Origin of the sequence: Caballeronia sp., from assembly GCF_049581465.1 — a bacterium.
GTDB lineage: Bacteria > Pseudomonadota > Gammaproteobacteria > Burkholderiales > Burkholderiaceae > Caballeronia.
Genome location: NZ_JBAUSA010000737.1, coordinates 1 through 18,876, shown reverse-complemented (window position 1 = coordinate 18,876; position 18,876 = coordinate 1). Strand labels below are relative to the sequence as shown.

Annotated in this window: 18 protein-coding genes; 9 read left to right on the top strand and 9 right to left on the bottom strand. The window is 59.3% G+C overall.

Features of this window, described 5'->3' with window-relative positions; translation table 11 throughout:
* Nucleotides 1-3: 3 nt before the first annotated feature.
* Together dtd and WCA53_RS18120 are read left to right on the top strand one after the other, a co-directional pair.
* On the top strand, nt 4-462 hold the full coding sequence (gene dtd / locus WCA53_RS18125; protein ID WP_423913516.1) for a D-aminoacyl-tRNA deacylase: 459 nt from the start codon (nt 4-6) through the stop codon (nt 460-462).
* 74 nt (nt 463-536) lie between these two features.
* On the top strand, nt 537-1,199 hold the full coding sequence (locus WCA53_RS18120; RefSeq protein ID WP_423913511.1) for a histidine phosphatase family protein: 663 nt from the start codon (nt 537-539) through the stop codon (nt 1,197-1,199).
* A 76-nt stretch (nt 1,200-1,275) separates the two neighbouring features.
* Here the strand turns inward: WCA53_RS18120 and ruvB are convergent, their stop codons facing one another.
* The 9 genes from ruvB to WCA53_RS18075 form a co-directional block, all read right to left on the bottom strand.
* Nucleotides 1,276-2,334 carry a Holliday junction branch migration DNA helicase RuvB gene (gene ruvB, locus WCA53_RS18115; RefSeq protein ID WP_423913507.1) on the bottom strand — a complete coding sequence of 353 codons (1,059 nt, stop codon included), beginning with the start codon at nt 2,332-2,334 and terminating at the stop codon, nt 1,276-1,278.
* A gap of 106 nt (nt 2,335-2,440) precedes the next feature.
* Nucleotides 2,441-3,034 (bottom strand): Holliday junction branch migration protein RuvA, encoded by a 594-nt coding sequence (gene ruvA / locus WCA53_RS18110; protein WP_423913503.1) that lies wholly within the window; start codon nt 3,032-3,034, stop codon nt 2,441-2,443.
* Between the two features lie 21 nt (nt 3,035-3,055).
* Nucleotides 3,056-3,598: a crossover junction endodeoxyribonuclease RuvC gene (gene ruvC, locus WCA53_RS18105; protein ID WP_423913501.1), complete on the bottom strand. Its 543-nt coding sequence runs from the start codon at nt 3,596-3,598 to the stop codon at nt 3,056-3,058.
* Between the two features lie 105 nt (nt 3,599-3,703).
* On the bottom strand, nt 3,704-5,269 hold the full coding sequence (gene purH / locus WCA53_RS18100) for a bifunctional phosphoribosylaminoimidazolecarboxamide formyltransferase/IMP cyclohydrolase (RefSeq protein ID WP_423913498.1): 1,566 nt from the start codon (nt 5,267-5,269) through the stop codon (nt 3,704-3,706).
* Between the two features lie 87 nt (nt 5,270-5,356).
* Nucleotides 5,357-5,590, bottom strand: coding sequence for a Fis family transcriptional regulator (locus WCA53_RS18095; RefSeq protein ID WP_423913495.1), 234 nt, complete (start codon nt 5,588-5,590; stop codon nt 5,357-5,359).
* Nucleotides 5,587-6,696: a tRNA dihydrouridine synthase DusB gene (dusB, locus tag WCA53_RS18090; RefSeq protein WP_423913490.1), complete on the bottom strand. Its 1,110-nt coding sequence runs from the start codon at nt 6,694-6,696 to the stop codon at nt 5,587-5,589. Before dusB ends, WCA53_RS18095 begins: the two co-directional genes overlap by 4 nt.
* 241 nt (nt 6,697-6,937) lie before the next feature.
* Nucleotides 6,938-8,158: a UbiH/UbiF/VisC/COQ6 family ubiquinone biosynthesis hydroxylase gene (locus WCA53_RS18085; RefSeq protein ID WP_423913486.1), complete on the bottom strand. Its 1,221-nt coding sequence runs from the start codon at nt 8,156-8,158 to the stop codon at nt 6,938-6,940.
* Nucleotides 8,148-9,557, bottom strand: coding sequence for an aminopeptidase P N-terminal domain-containing protein (locus tag WCA53_RS18080; protein ID WP_423913482.1), 1,410 nt, complete (start codon nt 9,555-9,557; stop codon nt 8,148-8,150). The genes WCA53_RS18085 and WCA53_RS18080 overlap by 11 nt, the downstream gene beginning before the upstream one ends.
* A gap of 32 nt (nt 9,558-9,589) precedes the next feature.
* Nucleotides 9,590-10,930, bottom strand: a complete 1,341-nt coding sequence (locus tag WCA53_RS18075) for a THUMP domain-containing class I SAM-dependent RNA methyltransferase (RefSeq protein ID WP_423913480.1) — start codon at nt 10,928-10,930, stop codon at nt 9,590-9,592.
* Nucleotides 10,931-11,250: 320 nt separating this feature from the next.
* Between WCA53_RS18075 and WCA53_RS18070 the strand changes: the two genes are divergently transcribed.
* The 7 genes from WCA53_RS18070 (at nt 11,251) to WCA53_RS18040 (ending at nt 18,825) form a co-directional block, all read left to right on the top strand.
* A complete protein-coding gene (locus WCA53_RS18070; protein WP_423913478.1) occupies nt 11,251-12,234 on the top strand; it encodes a transporter substrate-binding domain-containing protein in 984 nt (327 codons plus the stop codon).
* A 48-nt stretch (nt 12,235-12,282) separates the two neighbouring features.
* Nucleotides 12,283-12,774, top strand: coding sequence for a cobalamin-dependent protein (locus tag WCA53_RS18065; RefSeq protein WP_423913475.1), 492 nt, complete (start codon nt 12,283-12,285; stop codon nt 12,772-12,774).
* A gap of 3 nt (nt 12,775-12,777) precedes the next feature.
* Nucleotides 12,778-13,842, top strand: a complete 1,065-nt coding sequence (locus WCA53_RS18060) for an aspartate-semialdehyde dehydrogenase (RefSeq protein ID WP_423913473.1) — start codon at nt 12,778-12,780, stop codon at nt 13,840-13,842.
* 20 nt (nt 13,843-13,862) lie between these two features.
* Entirely contained in the window at nt 13,863-15,056 is a 1,194-nt protein-coding gene (locus WCA53_RS18055; RefSeq protein ID WP_423913469.1) for a hypothetical protein, read from the top strand.
* Nucleotides 15,049-16,449 carry a hypothetical protein gene (locus WCA53_RS18050; RefSeq protein WP_423913466.1) on the top strand — a complete coding sequence of 467 codons (1,401 nt, stop codon included), beginning with the start codon at nt 15,049-15,051 and terminating at the stop codon, nt 16,447-16,449. The genes WCA53_RS18055 and WCA53_RS18050 overlap by 8 nt, the downstream gene beginning before the upstream one ends.
* A 22-nt stretch (nt 16,450-16,471) precedes the next feature.
* Entirely contained in the window at nt 16,472-17,464 is a 993-nt protein-coding gene (locus tag WCA53_RS18045) for a TauD/TfdA family dioxygenase (protein ID WP_423913462.1), read from the top strand.
* Between the two features lie 86 nt (nt 17,465-17,550).
* A complete protein-coding gene (locus tag WCA53_RS18040; RefSeq protein WP_423913459.1) occupies nt 17,551-18,825 on the top strand; it encodes an ATP-grasp domain-containing protein in 1,275 nt (424 codons plus the stop codon).
* Nucleotides 18,826-18,876 lie beyond the last annotated feature (51 nt).

Sequence of the window (18,876 nt, the reverse complement as noted above, 5' to 3'; positions counted from 1 at the left end):
CGCATGATCGCCCTGATCCAGCGCGTATTGCGGGCGGACGTGCGCGTGGGTGACCAGATTGTCGGCGCGATCGACGCCGGCTTGCTCGCACTGGTTTGCGCCGAACGCGGCGACACGCCGGCCATTGCGGACAAGTTGCTCGCAAAGATGCTGGCGTATCGGGTCTTTTCCGACGCCGCCGGAAAGATGAACCTGCCGGTGCGGGATATCGACGGAAAGGGGCATGCCGGAGGCCTGCTGCTGGTATCGCAATTCACCCTCGCCGCCGATACATCGAGTGGCCTGCGTCCCAGCTTTACGCCGGCCGCTGCGCCCGAGGAAGGCCGCAAGCTCTTCGACCACTTTGTCGCGCAAGCGCGTGCCACGCATCCGATCGTCGAAACGGGTGAATTCGGCGCGGAGATGCAGGTCTCGTTGGTGAACGACGGGCCTGTCACGTTCTGGCTGCAAATGCGTCCCTGATGCAGCGCCTTCCGACCGCCAGCCGGTCGATCGCCGCCGGCTGAAAGGGCGCTCTTTAGGAATCGGCTTCATTCATGACCACGCAAGTTCTCTTTATCCGGCACGGTGAAACCGAGTGGAATCGCATCAAGCGCATCCAGGGGCATATCGATATTCCGCTGGCGGCCTCGGGCGTGGCACAGGCCGGGCAGCTCGCCGAGCGTCTGGTGCGCGAATCGAGGTCAGGTGCCCGACTCGACGCCGTGTATTCAAGCGATCTTCGGCGCGCTCAACAGACGGCAAAGCCTTTCGCCGATGCCCTTGGCTTGAGTTTGCAGCTAAGGGAAGGATTGCGCGAACGGTGGTACGGCGAGTTCCAGGGCCATGATGGCGAAGAGATTCGAGCGAAATATCCGGCCGAATATAAAGCGTGGCAGAGCCACGACCCGGACTTCGAGCCGCCGGGCGGCGAATCACTCCGAGCGTTCTATCAGCGCGTGATGCGCGCCGTCGCGCCAATCGTGGCGGCGCACCCGAATGGGCGTATCGCGTGCGTCGCGCATGGCGGCGTGCTTGACTGCATCTATCGGTTCGCCAGTGAATCGCCGCTCGATACGCCGCGTGGCTGGCTTTTGCTCAATTCGAGCATCAACGTGGTGGATTACAACGACGGCGTGGCGAACGTTGTTTTGTGGGGCGACGTGGAGCACCTTTCGACAACCAGCAGCGACGACGATCTCAAGGAAGTACCTCGATAGCAAATTGAGTGACGTGCATTGAGTGGCCGCAACGCCTTGATCCACGCAACCCGGCACAGGGCCGCTTCAAATCCCCTCAGCTATTGGCGTCCCACATATCGCGGACCGGGCCCGCATCGGGTGCCGCGAGCCCGAAGTGCCGATACGTGAGCAACGTAGCGACGCGCCCGCGCGGCGTGCGCTGCAAATACCCCTGCTGGATCAGATAAGGTTCGAGCACGTCCTCGATCGTGTCACGTTCTTCGCCGATCGCGGCAGCCAGGTTATCCACCCCGACAGGGCCGCCGTCGAATTTGTACAAGATGGCTTCAAGAAGTTTTCGGTCCATCAGGTCGAAGCCGACCGCGTCGACGTCGAGCATCTTCAGCGCGGCGTCGGCGACCTCGGCGGTGATATTGCCGTCAGCCTTCACCTCAGCGAAATCGCGCACGCGCCGCAGGAGCCGATTCGCAATTCGTGGCGTTCCGCGCGCCCGCTTGGCGATTTCCAGGGCTCCCTCCGGCACGATCTCGGCCTTCAGCAACGACGCCGAACGCGTGACGATCCGTGCCAGTTCCGCCGCCGTATAGAACTCAAGCCGTGACACGATCCCAAAGCGATCACGTAGCGGATTGGTCAGCATGCCAGCACGCGTAGTCGCGCCGACCAGCGTGAACGGCTGCAAATCAAGCTTCACGCTGCGCGCCGCCGGCCCTTCGCCAATCATGATGTCGATCTGGTAATCCTCGAGCGCCGGGTACAGGATTTCCTCGACAACCGGCGACAGGCGGTGGATTTCGTCGATAAAAAGTACGTCGTTCTTTTCGAGATTAGTCAAAAGCGCAGCCAGGTCGCCTGCGCGCTCAAGGACCGGACCGGAGGTCTGGCGCAGATTCACGCCCATTTCGCGCGCGATGATATGCGCGAGCGTGGTCTTGCCGAGTCCCGGCGGCCCAAAAAGCAGGACGTGATCAAGAGCTTCTGAACGCCGCCGTGCGGCCTCAATAAAGATTTCCAACTGACCGCGAATCTTTTCCTGCCCGACGTATTCCTCAAGCTGGCGCGGCCGCAGCGCGCGTTCGAACGCTTCCTCGTTTGGCGAAACGGGAGTGGCGGAAATGATGCGTTCGGCGGCGAGTTTGTCGGTTTCTATCATTGCGCGATTGTACCGCGCGACTTTCGTACCGAACGCTACGTTAGCCGTTCGGCCGAGTATCGGCGTCCGCGCGCAGGTGCGAGACTGGCTCCCTACCCGCTGTCACTCACGAACGTGTGGAGTGAGACGACAACGCCTTCAATGCCAGTTTGATGCCCTCGGAAACGCCTGTGCCGGCCGGAACGTTCTTGACTGCCGCAAGCGCTTCTTTATCGGAGTAACCCAATGCCAGTAATGCATTCAGGATGTCGCTCGCGTGATCCGGCGCGCTCACGCCACCCGGCATCGCGCCTAGATCTGCGCCCAGCTTGCCCTTCAGTTCAAGAATCAGCCGCTCGGCCGTCTTCTTGCCGATGCCCGGCGTACGCGTCAGCCGCGCCGCGTCCTGCATGGTCACGGCCTGTGCCAGTTCCTGCACGCTCATGCCTGAGAGAACCGCGAGGGCCATGCGAGCACCGATCCCACTGATCTTCAGCAATTCGCGAAAGGTCGAGCGTTCCTGCGGCGTCCCGAAGCCGTACAGCAAATGCGCGTCCTCACGCACGATCAATTGGGTCAGCAACACGACCTTCTCGCCATTGTGCGGGAGGTTGTAGAACGTGCTCATCGGTACCGCAATTTCGTAGCCCACGCCGCCGCAATCAACGAGCAGATACGGCGGATTTTTTTCCAGCAAAACACCTGCTATTCGACCAATCATGTTGAGGAACTTGTAGTGAAGTTAGCCGACGAGACGACCGCGACGCACGCGCAGGCCTTTTTTTGCAAGCGACGGCGCAATGGCGCCGAGCGCCGCGATCGCGCCGCCTCCGTGCGCGTGGCAGATCGCCATGCCGAGGGCATCGGCGGCGTCCGTGCCTGGGACACCCGACAACGCGAGCAGGCGAACGACCATTTGCTGCATCTGTTCTTTCGTTGCGCGACCGTAGCCAACCACGGCCTGCTTCAGTTGCAGGGCGGTGTACTCGGCCACCGGTACGCCGCTCGCCACGAGACCACAAATGGCCGCGCCGCGCGCCTGGCCGAGGAGCAGTGTCGACTGCGGATTGACGTTGACGAAGACCTTTTCGATCGCGGATTGATCGGGCGCATGTTGCTGAACAAGCGTGGAAATGCCCTGGAAGATCGTGTTAAGACGCGACGGCAGGTCGGCATCGGCGGTCTTGATGACGCCGCTCGTCACATAGGTCAGCTTCTGGCCGGTCTTGTCGATGATGCCGAACCCGGTCACGCGCAGGCCCGGGTCGATACCGAGAATTCTCATGGAGTGCCAGTGGAACGTGGTGCCTGCGATACTAACAGCGCGGTGCGCAAAGTAAAAAGCCCGGCGCACCTCACGGCCACCGGGCTTGTACGCCGCGAACGAATTTTAGTGACGGAAGTGCCGCGTACCGGTCATGACCATGGCAATGTTCTGCTCGTCGGCGGCAGCCACGACTTCGTCGTCCCGCATCGAACCGCCCGGCTGGATCACGCAGGTCGCGCCCGCGTTCACGACCACGTCGAGGCCATCGCGAAACGGGAAAAACGCGTCCGATGCCACCGCCGATCCGGCCAGCGACAACCCCGCGTTCTGCGCCTTGATACTCGCAATCCGCGCCGAATCCACGCGGCTCATCTGGCCCGCGCCCACACCCAGCGTCATACCGCCGCCGCAGAACACGATTGCGTTCGACTTCACATACTTCGCGACTCGCCAGGCAAACAGCAGGTCGTCCATTTCCTTAGGCGTCGGGTAGCGCTTCGTGACCACGTGCAATTCGTGCGGCTGAACGTTCTTCGAATCCAGCGATTGAACCAGCAAACCTCCGCCCACGCGCTTCAGGTCAAAAGCGTTGTGGCCGCCGCCGAGATCCAGTTGCAACAGGCGCACGTTCTGCTTCGCGGCGAAAACTTGTTTCGCCGCGGCGCTGAACGAGGGAGCCATCAGCACTTCCACGAACTGCTTGGCCACTTCCTGCGCCGTGGCTTCATCGACTTCGCGATTGAACGCAATGATGCCGCCGAACGCCGACGTCGGGTCGGTCTTGAACGCCTTCGAATAGGCTTCGTGAGCGTTCGCGCCGATCGCCACGCCGCACGGATTCGCGTGCTTGACGATCACGCAGGCCGGCACGTCGAAAGTCTTCACGCATTCCCATGCAGCGTCGGAATCCGCAATGTTGTTGTACGACAGTTCCTTGCCCTGCAATTGCGTGTAATTGGCAAGCGATCCGGCTGGCGTTGTCAAATCACGATAAAACGCCGCGCTTTGATGCGGGTTTTCGCCGTATCGCAGATCCTGAACCTTGGTGAACGCAAGATTGAACGTGGACGGATACGTATTGCGGGTCTTGTGCTGCAACTCGTCGGTGAGACTTGTCAGATAGTTCGTGATCGCGCCGTCATATTGCGCGGTATGGGCGAACACCTTGGTCGCGAGCTTGAAGTTGGTCGCGTAGCTGACCTCGTTACCGCTCGAACGCATTTCGTCGAGAACCGTCGCGTAATCGGCCGGATCGATGATCACCGTCACATCGCGATGATTCTTCGCGGCCGAACGCAGCATGGTCGGGCCGCCGATATCAATATTCTCGATCGCATCTTCCAGCGAGCATTCTTCCTTCGACACCGTTTCCACGAACGGATACAGGTTCACCACCAGCAAGTCGATGGTCGGAATGTCGTGTTGGTCAAGCGCGGCCATGTGTTCCGGCAGGTCGCGGCGCGCCAGAATGCCGCCGTGAACTTTGGGATGCAGCGTTTTCACGCGGCCGTCGAGCATCTCGGGGAAGCCGGTGTAATCGGCGACTTCGGTGACGGGCAGGCCAGCATCGGCGAGCAGCTTTGCAGTACCGCCGGTCGAGAGGAGGCGCACGCCTAGCTCCGACAGCGATTTCGCAAATTCAACAATGCCTGACTTGTCGGAAACGGAAAGGAGCGCTTGCTTGATCATGATGAAGACGGCCGAAGCCTGTTGGGGAGTAGAGGGAACCTACTAATGATACGTATCGGCCGCCGTTCGCCGCGGCGGTCCGTTATTTCAGATAAGTCCGTGCTCTTGAAGCTTTTTGCGCAACGTATTGCGGTTGATGCCGAGAAATTCGGCCGCGAGCGACTGATTGCCGCCGGCTTGCTCGAGAACCACTTCGAGCATGGGCTTTTCGACGCACGAAATCACCATTTCGTAGACGTCATGCGGCTTGGACCCGTCCAGGTCCTGAAAATAGTTGTCCAGGCTCTGGCGGACGCATTGTTCTATGTTGTTTCTGCTCATGCGGCTAGTCGGTCTGTTTGGTTCTGCCCGTCGCACGATTCTTCTGCCGCCGCGTCCTGTGCATCGCCGTTTGCGTCGAGATCTTCGACATAGACGAGACGGTCGGACAACGCCTTTTGTGCGTCGAAGAATTCGTTCACGGCGAGCAATTGTTCGCGTGTGGAATCCAGCGTATTCATCCGATGTCTGAACGTATTGGCGCCGGAAAGGCCGCGAGTGTACCAGCCGATGTGTTTGCGCGCTGTGCGAACCCCGGTGAATTCGCCATAGAAATCATAGTGATCTTCGAGATGTTCGTTCATCAATTGCTGAATCTCGTCGATACGTGGCGCAGGCAAACGATCACCTGTCACGAGAAAGTGCTCGATCTCGCGAAACAGCCACGGGCGTCCCTGCGCCGCCCGGCCGATCATGATTGCGTCGGCACCGGTCACGTCGAGCACATGGCGCGCTTTATCGGGCGTTGCAATGTCGCCGTTCGCAACCACGGGGATGCGCACGGCGCGCTTGACGGCCGCGATGGTCTCGTACTCCGCATCGCCTTTATAGAGGTCGGCGCGGGTGCGGCCATGCACGGTCAGCATGGCGATACCCGCGTCCTCGGCGATCCGCGCAATATTCAGCGCGTTCTTGTTCTCGCGATTCCAGCCCGTGCGGATCTTGAGCGTGACAGGCACGGCGTCAGGGCCCGTGCCGACCGCATTCACCACCGCCTGCACGATCTGCGCAACCAGGGTTTCGTTTTGCAACAACGCTGAACCTGCGGCGACATTGCAGACCTTCTTGGCGGGACAGCCCATGTTGATGTCGATGATCTGCGCTCCGTTCGCGACGTTGTGCCTGGCGGCATCGGCGAGCATTTGCGGGTCTGCACCGGCAATCTGGACCGAAATAGGCTCGACTTCGCCCGTATGGTTTGCGCGACGCAGCGTTTTTTCGCTTTTCCACAACTGGGCGTTCGACGCCACCATCTCCGACACCGCGTAGCCCGCGCCCAACCGCTTGCATAGCTGCCTGAACGGTCGGTCGGTCACGCCGGCCATCGGGGCGACGAAAAGGTTGTTGCGCAACAGGTGGGAGCCGATGGACGGCGTGGAAATGGGCATGAAGCTCGCGGCGTCCACAGGAAAAGGGACGCAAATGCGTTGGAGGAAACGAGCATTTTACAGCGAACCCGGCACGTCGATTGAGTCCGTTCGCCGCGCAAGTCGTTAAATCTTCTATGAAAATCGGCAACGCCATAGACCCGGTGAGCGGCCTCAGGCAGAACTTCAGGTAGTACTTTAGGCAGATGAATCGGGCGACGGAGGATCGGACGGAGGACAGGCCGCCATCGCCCGGAAGCGCTTAGCGCCGCTGGCCGAACATCATCTGCCGCGCCACCACGGTCTTGAGCGGCGGCACGAATTCGAGCGCGCTCAGGGCGAGACCGCGCAGCGCGGCGAGCGGGGCGGAGTCGATGGTGAAAAGGCGCGCGAGTGTATCGGTGGCGCCGATGGTCATGCGCCGGTCCAGTGCGCGTCGTTGAGCGAAGAGACTGAGCGCAACAGTCGTCGGTCCATTCGTCGATAACGCGTCGCACAGCGCGTGGGCATCGCGCAGACCCAGGTTGAGCCCTTGCCCGGCGACCGGATGCAATGTCTGCGCCGCATTGCCGATTGCAACCGTGCGCCGGTCGACCAGCGCATTCAGCGCGTTGAGGCCGAGCGGGAAAGTCGCGCGGCCCGCAATCCGGGTGAAACGGCCCATGCGCTCGCCAAATGCGACGCCGAGTTCGGCTAGAAAGGCGTCGTCGGCGAGTTGCGAGCGGCGTGCCGCCTCGTCCGGCGTGCAACACCAGACGAGCGAGTAGTCTGCCTGGCGTACGCCCCCGCAAGGCAGCAACGCAATCGGGCCCTCGGGCGTGAATCGTTCCCACGCAACGCCCGGTTGGGGCGACGACATGCTCACGGTGCCGACGATTGCCGTCTGGCCGTAATCGCGCGTGTTCTTGACCTCGGTCGACGTGTCGGTTTCCTTGTACAGGCCGCCTTCGGCATTAACCAGGATGCGCGTGTGAATCGTATGATCACCTTCCGCCGAATGAATAGAGAGCGAGACGCCGTCGTGATCATGGAGGGGGGTCGATGCTGTCGTTTCCGTGAACCAGTGGACGCTGGTTTCGTGCACGGCTTTCGTCAGCGCCGTGACAAGCGAGCCGTAGCGCACCACATAGCCGAGCGCGGGCACGCCGTGTTCGTCGTGATCGATCAGCGTACGGCCGAAATGGCCGCGCTGCGAAACGTGGATGCGCTTGATCGGTGTGGCATCGGTGGGAAAGGCGAGCGATTCGAGCATCGCGCGGCTTGCGTGCGAGACGGCGATCGAACGCGGATCGGCCGATGCCGCACCGGGCGCGCGTGCATCGATCAGCGCGACGGACAATCGCGACGTCGCGCTGCGCTTTGCCAGCCAGCCGGCAAGCGCCAGACCGACCGGGCCCGCGCCGACGATTACTATGTCGAAGTGGTAATCGGCGGGCGGCGGCGCGTCGGAGAAAATATCCACGCTACTAGTTTCAGCTTGCATTGGGCGTTCGCGCATCGCGCATCAGGGCTTCGATTTCGTCGGGATCGACGGGCACTTCCCGCGTGATCAACTCGCAACCCGCAGCCGTCACGATGGCGTCGTCCTCGATCCGGATGCCGATGTTCGCGTAGCGTTCGGGCACGTCTTCGGCGGCCCGTATGTACAAACCCGGTTCGATGGTAAGCGTCATGCCCGCCACCAACTTGCGCCAGGCACGCGCGCCGTGGTCGTCGAGCGGTGCGTGGGCATCGCGATAGTCGCCTGCATCGTGCACGTCCATGCCTAGCCAATGACTCGTGCGGTGCATGTAGAAACGCTGGTAGGCGCGCTCGGCGATCACGTCGTCGACTGTGGCGAACTTGTTTTTATCGACGATACCCGTGTCGAGCAAGCCTTGCGCCAACACCCGCACGGCCGCCTCATGCGGCGCGTCGAAACTGACGCCGGCACGCGTGGCGTCGATGGCGGCGTATTGCGCGGCCAGCACGATGTCGTAGATTTCGCGTTGCGCCGATGTGAACCGGCCGGTTGCAGGGAAGGTTCGCGTGATGTCGGACGCGTAGCCATCGAGCTCGCACGCCGCGTCGATCAGGATCAGGTCGCCCTCGCACGCGATCGCGTTGCCGGCCGGGTAATGAAGCACGCAGGCGTTCGCCCCGGCCGCGACGATTCCGCCGTACGCGGGCGCTTGCGCGCCGCGTCGGCGGAACGTGTAGAGCAACTCGGCTTCGATCTCGTATTCATGCATGCCCGGGCGGCAGGTTTGCATTGCCCGGCGGTGCGCTTCGGCGGAAATCGAAGCGGCGCGCCGCATGATGGCGAGTTCGTGGTCGTCTTTGACGAGGCGCATTTCGTCGAGTATCGGCAGCAAGTCGCTCGCTTTCGACGGCGCCTTTACACCAATCCGGCTCTGTGCCCGAACCGCCTTGAGCCAGCCGCGAACTTGCGCGTCAAGCTCGGCGGAACTGCCGAGCGCGTAGTGGATCGCGGGCATATCGGCGAGAAGGCGCGGCATTTCGGTATCGAGTTGATCGATGGGAAACGCAGCGTCGAAGCCGAACGCGTAACGCGCGGCTTCAGGGCCGTACCGAAAGCCTTCCCAGGTTTCGCGCTCCACGTTCTTTTCGCGGCAAAAAAGGATGGATGCGGGGTCGCCTGCTTCCGTGTCGGCGCTGGCATCGAGCACGAGGACGGCTTCGGGCTCGGTAAAACCCGTCAGGTAATAGAAGTAGCTGTCGTGGCGGAACGGGTAGTCGGCGTCGCGGTTGCGCATGACTTCGGGCGCGGTCGCGATGACGGCCAATCCGCCGCCTGTTTGCCGCAACGCGGCGAGTACGCGCTCGCGGCGGCGGCGATACACGTCGACGCCAAGTGAGTGAGATTCAGTCGATGAGTTCATGCCGCGATTGTAGCGCCGGGCTCGCTTGTCGCTCACTCGTCCGATTCGGGCGAGGGCGTGTCCGTTGGTACGTCGGCAGGCCCACTGGCCGCCGGACGGTTTCGAACGCTGCCCGCGATCAGATCGAAGCGGAACAGGCGGCATTCGAGCGCGCCATTGAACAGCGGCGTTTTCGTCGATTCTCGCAGGCGCAGCATGCCCGGCAGCTTCCGGTCCGATGTCAGCACATACGCGCGCCAGCCCGGGAAACGCTGCTTCAGCGCATTGCCGAACGAGATGAAAAATTCCTGGTCTGCGGGATCCGGCTGTGCGCGCAGGAACGCCTCCTCGTCTTCGTCGCGGCCACGCCGGACCGGCTCGCGAATTTCGCCGCGCGGACCGCGTCCCCGCACTTCGATACGCTCGCCATACGGCGGATTCGCGACGATGATGCCGGGGGTTTCGGAGGGCGGCGTCATGTGGCGTGCGTCGACCTGTTTCAACGACAATTCCGGCAAGCCCGCGCGTTCCAGATTCGAGTACGCCTTGTCGAGCATGTCGCCGGAAATATCGCTGCCGTAAATCTGGATGTCTTCACGCGATGAGCCGGCGGCGTGCTTGGCCTCGACGGCTGCGCCTTTCAGCTTTTGCCACGCGTTCACATCGAATTGCTTCAGGTTCTCGAAGCCAAAATGGCGGTCCACGCCCGGCGCGATGTTCAGCGCCATTTGTGCTGCTTCGGCGAGGAACGTGCCGCTGCCGCACATGGGGTCGAAAAGGGGAATGCCGGGGGTCCAGCCGGTCAGGCGCAAGATGCCTGCAGCGAGATTTTCACGCAGCGGGGCCGCGCCTTTGTCGAGTCGCCAGCCGCGCTTGAAGAGCGGGTCGCCGGAGGTGTCGAGATACAGCGTGCATTCGTTCAACGTCAGGAAGGCGAAGACGCGGACATCGGGTTGAGCGGTGTCCACGCTCGGCCGGGTGCCGGTCAGTTCACGCAAGCGATCGCACACGGCGTCTTTCACGCGCAAGGTCGCAAATTCGAGACTGCGCAGCGGCGATTTGATCGCGGTGATGTCGACGCGAATGGTTTCGTTCGGCGAGAACCACTTTTCCCATTGCTGCTGATAGGCGAGTTCGTAGATATCGTGTTCGCTTCGATACGGCCCTTGCGCCATTTTCAACAGTACGCGGCTCGCGATGCGCGAATGCAGGTTCGCGGCCATGCCGGCTGCCCAGCTGCCGCGGAAATGCACGCCGCCTGGCACTTCCTTGCCCGTCCTAAATTGGGAGCCCTCTATGTGCTTCGCTCCAATTTCGGCGAGTTCCGCCGCAAGCGGCGCCTCGAGGCCGCGCGGGCAGGGGGCAAACCAGTCGAAAAGGAAAGTAGTGGCCATGGGGCGGTGCTTTTAGGGGAGATCGAAGGCGATATTGTACGCGGGGCCGCGAATGGGACGAAGCGTGTGTTCAACAAGCGAGCGTCGAAGGACGGTACAGCGTTGCGGCTCTGCGCCGTCCTTATAAGACCGTTCTCCTGGGACGGTCCTCATCGGCTAGCCGAAGAATACGGTCGAACGTTGTTCGACACCGGCCTCTACGCAACGGATTGCCAGTTTCAATGGTAGTTAAGAATTTCTTAAGCACAACTAGAAAATATGAGTGGCGCGACATCGAGAGCATTTGGCACAGTAGCGCCATGCAAAAGGCAGAGGTGACGATGTCCAACCAACAATGTAGCACCATAAGGCGTATCCGCGAGCGAGGTCACCTGCTCGCGGGTGTCAGCAAAGGCATCTTTGGTCTGTCATTTCGCGCCTCATCGAATGGCGATTGGCAAGGTTTCGATGTTGATCTTGCTCGCGTAGTGGCTGCTGCTGTCCTTGGCGATGCTAGTGCTGTCAAGTTTACTTCGGTTGCCCCGCACGAGCGTTGCCATGCCGTGGCTTCCGGGTTGGTCGACATCGGTACCTTCAATTCAAGCGCGACCCTGGGCCGCGAGGCGGAACACGATGTGATATTCCCCCAAACCATGCTGTTTGATGGGGAGGCGTTAATGGTGCGTAAGGACGAACTCACTGCCCAATGGCGATCATTGGGCGTGGATGGATTGCAGACACGAATCGTCGCCACTCAAAAGGGCGCAACCACAGCGGCGAATCTGAAGCGCTATTTTAATGCGTGTGGACTGGACTACCAGTTGCGCGACTACGAAACTCCTCAGCAAGCATTGCAAGCCTACAACGACAAGGAATGCAATATATACGCTTTGGACTTGATTCCATTAACCGGTGAACGACTTCGTCTTGCTGATCCTGCCGCGCATCTGATTTTGGAGGAACCAATTTCCAAGGAAGCGATGGGACCCGTCGTTTCCGCGGAGGACAGCAGTTGGATACGCGCAGTCACCTGGATAATGCGCGTACTGATCGAGGCCGAGGAACTGGGCCTCGACGGCACCAACTGCCAACGTCCCGATAACGCATCGATAGAGCACGTGCAAGATTTCTTGCATCCGGCGCAGGGCAAGCTGGATCGCCTTGGCCTTCGGGACAGCTTCCCTCTACTGATCCTCCAGCAAGTGGGCAACTACGGCGAGATTTTCGACAGAAATCTGGGACGAAATTCGTCATTGCAACTGCCTCGTGGACGTAATGCCTTGTGGTCACAGGGTGGTCTACTGATTTCGCCATCGTTTCAGTAATGCGTCTTGGGAGACATCCCTTGTTGCGGTCATCTGTCGGAGAGTTCCATGCAGGATTCATCCATTAAGCATCTCATCGCAAACCGCGGGACGATTGTGCTGGGCGTAGCTGCAAGCGATGCTCATGTCGTCGGCAATCACTTAATCGCCATGTATCTCCGGCGACAGCGCTTTGATGTAATCAATCTTGGCGCGTGCACCCCAACCGAAGAGTTCATGCAAGTGGCCAGCAAGGCGGAACGGTTGGTCGCTGTGCTGATAGGTAGCCTCAACGGACACGCGCTAGAAGATCTGGCGGATTTGGCTGAGTTGCGACACCGCTACAACGTTTCGGTACCGATCATTGTCGGCGGAAACCTCTCTGTAGGTGCAATCAAGAACGACGAGGCCATCGTTAAGCTGCATGCGCTCGGGGTTGATCAAATTCTGCAGGATCCGCGCCAAATCGTGGACGCAATTGGCAGGTTGAGTATTCAATCGCAGACCATGTCCATCAACGATATCTCGCATCGATCCGCTTTTCTCTTAGAGGAAGCTTAGAAAATGAAGAGGCAAAAAATAAAAGTAGCAGTCGTAGGTGCAACCGGTGCGGTTGGTCGTGAGTTGTTGCGCCTCATGGAAGAAAGGGGCCTCGATGCCGAATTGGTGGCTGTTCTCGCGTCGTCTCGCTCATCCGGACGCCAAATTTCGTTCCGCGGCCAAACGCTTCTTGTTCAAAATCTAGATCAGTTCGACTTCGCAACTGTGGACATGGCGTTTTTCTCTGCTGGCTCTTCAGTTAGTCACATTCACGCGCGTCGGGCCGCTGCATCCGGTGTACTAGTAATCGACAACACCAATGCGTTCCGTATGGATGCAGCAACTCCCTTATTGGTGCCTCAGGTCAACCCGCAAGAGTTGCGACAGCGGCCACGGACCAATATCATTTCTAATCCCAATTGCTCGACCATTCCTGTTGTACGGTTGCTCGCACCCGTACAACAGGTCAATCCGATCGCGTCCGTGATAGCTTGTACCTACCAGGCAGCTTCGGGCGCGGGGTTGACAGGCCTCGCAGAGCTGGACATCTCAGCTCGTGAGGCGCTGGAAAACAGTTGCGTCGCGCCTTACCACGAACGTTTCGTGGTGCCTCTCGGCTACAACGTCGTACCCAGTATCGATGTACTGGAGGATGACGGTTTCACCCTCGAAGAGCGAAAGATGGGACAGGAGTCTCGCAAGATCCTGTCGGCACCCAATCTCCATGTCAGTGCCACCTGCGTACGGGTACCGGTTCGCAATTGCCACAGTGCGGCCGTATACGTGCGATGCGAACGCCCAATCGAATCTATGGCTCTGAAGGTCCTGTGGCGCGCCGCGCCCGAGATTCAGGTGTACGAAGGTCATGATGCCGCTGACTTCCCATCTCCCCGCCTGATCGGATCTTCGGACCTCGTTCATGTGGGCCGTATCCGCCAAGATCCCGAAGACCCTACGGCATTCTGGTTCTGGGTCGTCTCCGACAACATCCGTGTTGGCGCTGCGCTGAATGCCGTTCAGATCGCCGAAACCTTGCTTGCCGAGCGCCATTTCGATTTGCATAACAGCGGATCGCCAATTCTGGCTTGAACCCCTAGACGAGGCTACAAATGAACGGCTATGAAAAGCTAAGCGTCATGAAGTTTGGTGGTTCTTCGTTTGCAACACGGTCCGACGTTTCGTCCGTTTGCCAATGGCTGGGTCGCCAACTGGACGAAAGGGGACCGGCGGCCCGAATTGTATGTGTGGTGAGTGCGCCATCGGGGCTGACCGAGCAGTACCGAGACACCCTTTTGTCGTTCAATCCGACCCCGTCGGACCGTCTGCTTGATGCAGGTCTGCCGCTAGCGGACAGCCTCGGTGCAGTCCTTGTGGCGGCGGCATTACAGGCTCTCGGTATCCGGGCGAACGTGGCTCTTGGGAACCAGATCGGGCTGATGACTGACCGCAATTACACCCGCGCACGGCTGCAATCGGTCGACACAGAGCCGCTCAGGCGCGAACTTGTCGAGCACCAGATCGTGCTTATTCCGGGGGGCCAGGCTGCTGCGCACGAGACTGGAGAGACGACGTGGCTTGGCAAAAATAGTTCGGACTTATCAGCCATCGCCCTGGCTGCGGCCTTTGGATGCGGGGAGCTAGAGATTTTCTCCGATGTACCGGGTGTTTACAGCTGCGATCCAAATGTGGTTCAGCAGGCCTACCTCCTTCCCCACCTCTCCTACTCTCAGGCCGTCAAGATGTCTTCGAGTGGCGCGAAGGTGCTGCACCACCGCGGTGTTGCGTATGCACAGCAGCACGGCGTTCGTCTCATTTGCCGCTCCAATCGCGACGATTTCGGCATCGGTACCATCCTGAGCGACCAGGCGCCAGCAACAGCCGCGGTGATTCCCGACGCACGGTCTCAAGTATTTTCCGGCAGCCTGACGCAGTTGGACCAAGCTGCGAAAGCGCTAGAAAACGGCGATATTGCCTATATTCGCCAATCTGAGTCGGAGGGGCGCAGTTGGTTGGCCATTCCTTGCGGTTTCTTCGACGCCACAGCTTTTTTCAAGCAACACCACGTCCGCGTGGAGCCGATGGATACACAGATGATCAGCGTGCTTACCGAAACCGGAGAGCTACTGCATAGCCTGGTCTCACCAGCACAACTGCGAGAATTTTCGGTTCGATTACATCAGGAGTACTGCATACAAACGGGGCCAATCGTGCCATGTACGCCGCCTCGCCAGTCTCATGATACCGAGATGCTGAGTCTTAACTTAGCCACATTCCAGCGCGGCGAGGCAGCTCGTCATGTTTAAGCAGCATCGATTTTACGCGGATAGCCTTGACCTCGAAGTGCCGAACCAGCAGGAGGCAATTGGCTACTTACAAGATCTTCCGAAGGATCGAGTTTTCGATCGACTGAACGCTGCACGGAAACACGGGCGAATGTTGGTGCAGCCTCGCTGCGGAGTAGGCGACCATAACGCAATGCGCTTATTGCTCCGCGAACTAGAGGAACAGGCAGCCCCGGATATCGCCACAGTGACTATTGATGCGCACACCCGGTTGAAGCGTTTTGAGGTTGCGGCGCGACTAGCGAGGGAGGATCCGAAACAGCTCAACGGTTACCCGCTTCCCGCTCATGGATGGAGGGCTGGACGCGAGTTAAACGAGGCAGTTATGGCGCCTGTTCAGATACGACATGGGTCACCGGACCCACGCTTTTTGTTCGAAGTGGCTATTGCATCTGGGTTTAGCGCGTTCGAGGGCGGGGGAATTGGCTACAACATACCTTATTGCAAAGACGTTCCTTTGCGGGACTCGTTGAGTTGGTGGCAAGAAGTCGATCTCCGCTGCGGGGAACTGGCTCGCAGCGGCATCATCGTAGACCGGGAGTTCTTTGGCACGCTCACCGCCGTTCTAATGCCGCCGGCCATTCAATTGGTGATGGCATTTCTTGAAGCTTTGTTAGCCCATCAGAGCGGAGTGCGATGCTTTTCTATTGCCGTATGCCAGACGGGGCACACCGTGCAGGATATTGCCATGCTGCGTGCAATTCCGCTTTTGGCGCGTCGGTATCTGCCAGAAGTGGTCGAGCAAGTCTATCCCGTATTGCATCAGTTCATGGGCCCGTTTCCTATGCCTCGCGAGGATGCCGATGCGCTCATTTTGCGCGGCGCGATGGTCGCGAAAGCCGGTGGGGCACTGAAGACTATCAATAAGACTTTCCAGGAATCATTCGGCGTCCCCACACGGGAAGCGAACGTCAGCGGGATCCTGTTGAGTAAGGCGGCCAATAGCTGGATCCTGGACCTCATTCAGATCGGAGATGAGCACGTAGAAACCGAGCTTAAATGGCTGTTGGAGGAGGTCGAGGCACTGCTGGCTCCCGTTTTGGATGCTACGGATTTATTACATTCGATCTGCTCCGCGTTTGACAGTGGCCGTCTGGATGTGCCGTTCAGCGCCAGTCGATATGCCAAGGCGCAGGTCATGCCGATGAGGGCCTCGGACGGAGCGATCCGCATCTTTGATTTCGGTCGTCTCAACATTCCACAGCATCTTCGCCGCCGTCATCAGCAGCAACTAGGACATGTCGCCGACGATGACGTGTTCAACAAGCTAGAGGCGGACATTATGTGGTTTTGCCGCACGCAGGTCCAAGAGGATGTGGGCGCCATTTCAGTTCCATTGCCACAAATCGCGTGAGATGACTTAAAAGGAGTCCTTTGTGAAAATACTTTCCATCCCAGTTCCTATGTGTGCAGAGCTAGCCCGTCGCTTGGCCGAGGTCACGCTGCAACAGAATCACCAGGCGGGATTCGTGGGCTTGCATAAGGCGTTTGCCTGTTTGCCTGACGACATCTTGCTCCAAGTTTTTCATTTCGGCCGAGATCCGGCCAGCCCGGGCATCATGCTGCTCGAAGGCCTCCCGATCGACGCGATTCTGCCGAAAACACCCATTGACGCTGGCGACCAGCGTGGCTCCATTGCCGCTCTTTCGGAAAAAACGTTGCTTGGTCTCGCTCAACTCATCGGGACGCCAGTAGGGTACTTGTCTGAGAAGGACGGTAGCCTGATTCACCACATCGTACCTATGCCTGGCGGGGAATATACGCAATCGAACCGCGGTTCGCGCGTTTTCCTCAGCTATCACAATGATTCAATGTATGACGCCTCCGGAATTTTCAATTCCCACAACCCCGATTTTCTGCTCTTACTTTGTCTTCGGGCCGATGCTGCCGGTGAAGCCAAGACGATGTTCGCAGATGCGCGCGGAGTGACAGAGCGGCTTGACGAAGACATCCGTCGGGTGCTTCGGCAGTCGCGCTTTCGCATGGCTGCTCCAAGCAACTACACGCTGTTGATTCGGCAAGCTACCAGTACCGAAAAAATCTGGTCTCAGCCAGTGCCGATCTTGAGTGGTCCGGCCGATCTGCCGGAGATCTATATTGCGGCCAATGGCGTCGAGGCGCTGGATGCGGAGGCCGAAAAAGCACTACACCAATTGTTGGACGTGTGCCAAGAGGTCGGGGAACAATTCGCAGTGCAATTGCGGCCCGGTCAGGCGCTTCTCATCAACAACCGCAAAGGAGTCCATGCCCGGACCGAGTTCTCCGCTGACTATAACGGAAAGGATCGCTGGCTATTGCGCGCAAACATTCGCACAAGTTTGTGGAACATCCGAGATCGGACTACGCCACAGGCCATGGTTTTCGCGTGAGTTGGAAGGATGGTCACGCTTTAACAAACAGCGCGAAATCAACATCCGGCGGCATCCAGTCGCCGGGCACTTAGGTGGTACATGCTATGCAAGCCAGTCAACAACATTACATTCTCATCCTTGGCGGAGAGTTTCCTCTGCGTGAACGTGTGCTTGCTGGGGCGCTTCGTGCGGCCGACGGCATGCCAATCCTGACATTGGTCAAATCAAGGACCTCCAACATCATCAAATTCTTCGATGGATATATCAGCGCTGACGTTTCCGATCCCGCGGGTGTGCTGTCTGCGGTGCAAGCGTATGAACGCGAGCACGGAGCGACCCCGGCGGCCGTCATTCCGATGAACGATTTCACCGTTCGCAGTGCGTTGGAAGTATCGGCACACTACGGTATTCGGCATAACTCGGCTCAGACGGTCAACCAGTGCCGCGACAAGCTCTTGATGAAGGAAGTACTGGCGAAAGCCGGATTACCGATTCCTCGCTACGGCGCGTTTGCGAGTTTGGAGGAACTGCATCGGTTGGTGGCGGACATTGGGCTGCCTGTAGTAATCAAGCCTCGTGAGTTAGCGGGGAGCGTGGGAGTGATCAAGGTTACTGAAGCCACTGCGTTGGATGCGGCTTTCCAGCAATGTATTGCGGACGTCAAAGCGTTGGGTGGGGCTTATCGGACGCCGGAGGACGTGTTTCTTGTGGAGGAATATATCCCGGCCCAACAAGAAGTCAGTGTCGAGGTTATCAATCAAGGTGACTTGCACCGCGTTGTCGCCGTGACGGACAAGCACCTCGGCCCGGAGCCTTACTTCGTCGAAGTTGGACACTCGGTACCGTCGGTGCACACAAATAACGCGCAATTGATTGACATCGCGGAGCGCGCATGCGCCGCGTTGGGGATCCAGTATGGTATGGCCCACTTCGAAGCTCGCATCAAGCCCAACGGCGAGGTCTGCATTATTGAGGTCGGCGCGCGTACTGGGGGGGACGCGATTATGGATCTGGTGGAGCGCAGTTATGGCGTCAACCCCTACCAATTACATGTTGCATCCTATTTGGGTCGCTCGGTGTCCATGCCCAAGACGCTCGATGCTCGTGGTTTGAGCGCTGTTGCCTTTCTAAAAGCAGCCGAGGGGACAATCGAGCGAGTTACTCTTCCTAAACATCTGCCTGACAACATCGTCAACATGCAGGTCACAGGAAAGCCGAAGGATACCTCCGAGAAGCCTCTCTCGTGGCGTGCGCGCGAAGGTTCTCTGGAGTTTTTCTGGAGGGGACGCAAGCCCGAGCAAGGCTTTAATGAGCATCTGCTGACTGCTCAGCGCTTCGCTGCTGAGATGTTCCAAGTCCGAGCCCCCGACCACAAATAACAGATCCTTGACTCGTCGACGGCTTGGCCGTCGGCCTTACTGCTGTAAAGG

What these genes read in the sequence shown, in the direction of transcription:
- dtd (WP_423913516.1), top strand. Translation starts at nt 4, where the DNA reads ATGATCGCCCTGATCCAGCGCGTATTGCGGGCGGACGTGCGCGTGGGT.
- WCA53_RS18120 (WP_423913511.1), top strand. Translation starts at nt 537, where the DNA reads ATGACCACGCAAGTTCTCTTTATCCGGCACGGTGAAACCGAGTGGAAT.
- ruvB (WP_423913507.1), bottom strand. Translation starts at nt 2,334, where the DNA reads ATGATAGAAACCGACAAACTCGCCGCCGAACGCATCATTTCCGCCACT.
- ruvA (WP_423913503.1), bottom strand. Translation starts at nt 3,034, where the DNA reads ATGATTGGTCGAATAGCAGGTGTTTTGCTGGAAAAAAATCCGCCGTAT.
- ruvC (WP_423913501.1), bottom strand. Translation starts at nt 3,598, where the DNA reads ATGAGAATTCTCGGTATCGACCCGGGCCTGCGCGTGACCGGGTTCGGC.
- purH (WP_423913498.1), bottom strand. Translation starts at nt 5,269, where the DNA reads ATGATCAAGCAAGCGCTCCTTTCCGTTTCCGACAAGTCAGGCATTGTT.
- WCA53_RS18095 (WP_423913495.1), bottom strand. Translation starts at nt 5,590, where the DNA reads ATGAGCAGAAACAACATAGAACAATGCGTCCGCCAGAGCCTGGACAAC.
- dusB (WP_423913490.1), bottom strand. Translation starts at nt 6,696, where the DNA reads ATGCCCATTTCCACGCCGTCCATCGGCTCCCACCTGTTGCGCAACAAC.
- WCA53_RS18085 (WP_423913486.1), bottom strand. Translation starts at nt 8,158, where the DNA reads ATGCAAGCTGAAACTAGTAGCGTGGATATTTTCTCCGACGCGCCGCCG.
- WCA53_RS18080 (WP_423913482.1), bottom strand. Translation starts at nt 9,557, where the DNA reads ATGAACTCATCGACTGAATCTCACTCACTTGGCGTCGACGTGTATCGC.
- WCA53_RS18075 (WP_423913480.1), bottom strand. Translation starts at nt 10,930, where the DNA reads ATGGCCACTACTTTCCTTTTCGACTGGTTTGCCCCCTGCCCGCGCGGC.
- WCA53_RS18070 (WP_423913478.1), top strand. Translation starts at nt 11,251, where the DNA reads ATGTCCAACCAACAATGTAGCACCATAAGGCGTATCCGCGAGCGAGGT.
- WCA53_RS18065 (WP_423913475.1), top strand. Translation starts at nt 12,283, where the DNA reads ATGCAGGATTCATCCATTAAGCATCTCATCGCAAACCGCGGGACGATT.
- WCA53_RS18060 (WP_423913473.1), top strand. Translation starts at nt 12,778, where the DNA reads ATGAAGAGGCAAAAAATAAAAGTAGCAGTCGTAGGTGCAACCGGTGCG.
- WCA53_RS18055 (WP_423913469.1), top strand. Translation starts at nt 13,863, where the DNA reads ATGAACGGCTATGAAAAGCTAAGCGTCATGAAGTTTGGTGGTTCTTCG.
- WCA53_RS18050 (WP_423913466.1), top strand. Translation starts at nt 15,049, where the DNA reads ATGTTTAAGCAGCATCGATTTTACGCGGATAGCCTTGACCTCGAAGTG.
- WCA53_RS18040 (WP_423913459.1), top strand. Translation starts at nt 17,551, where the DNA reads ATGCAAGCCAGTCAACAACATTACATTCTCATCCTTGGCGGAGAGTTT.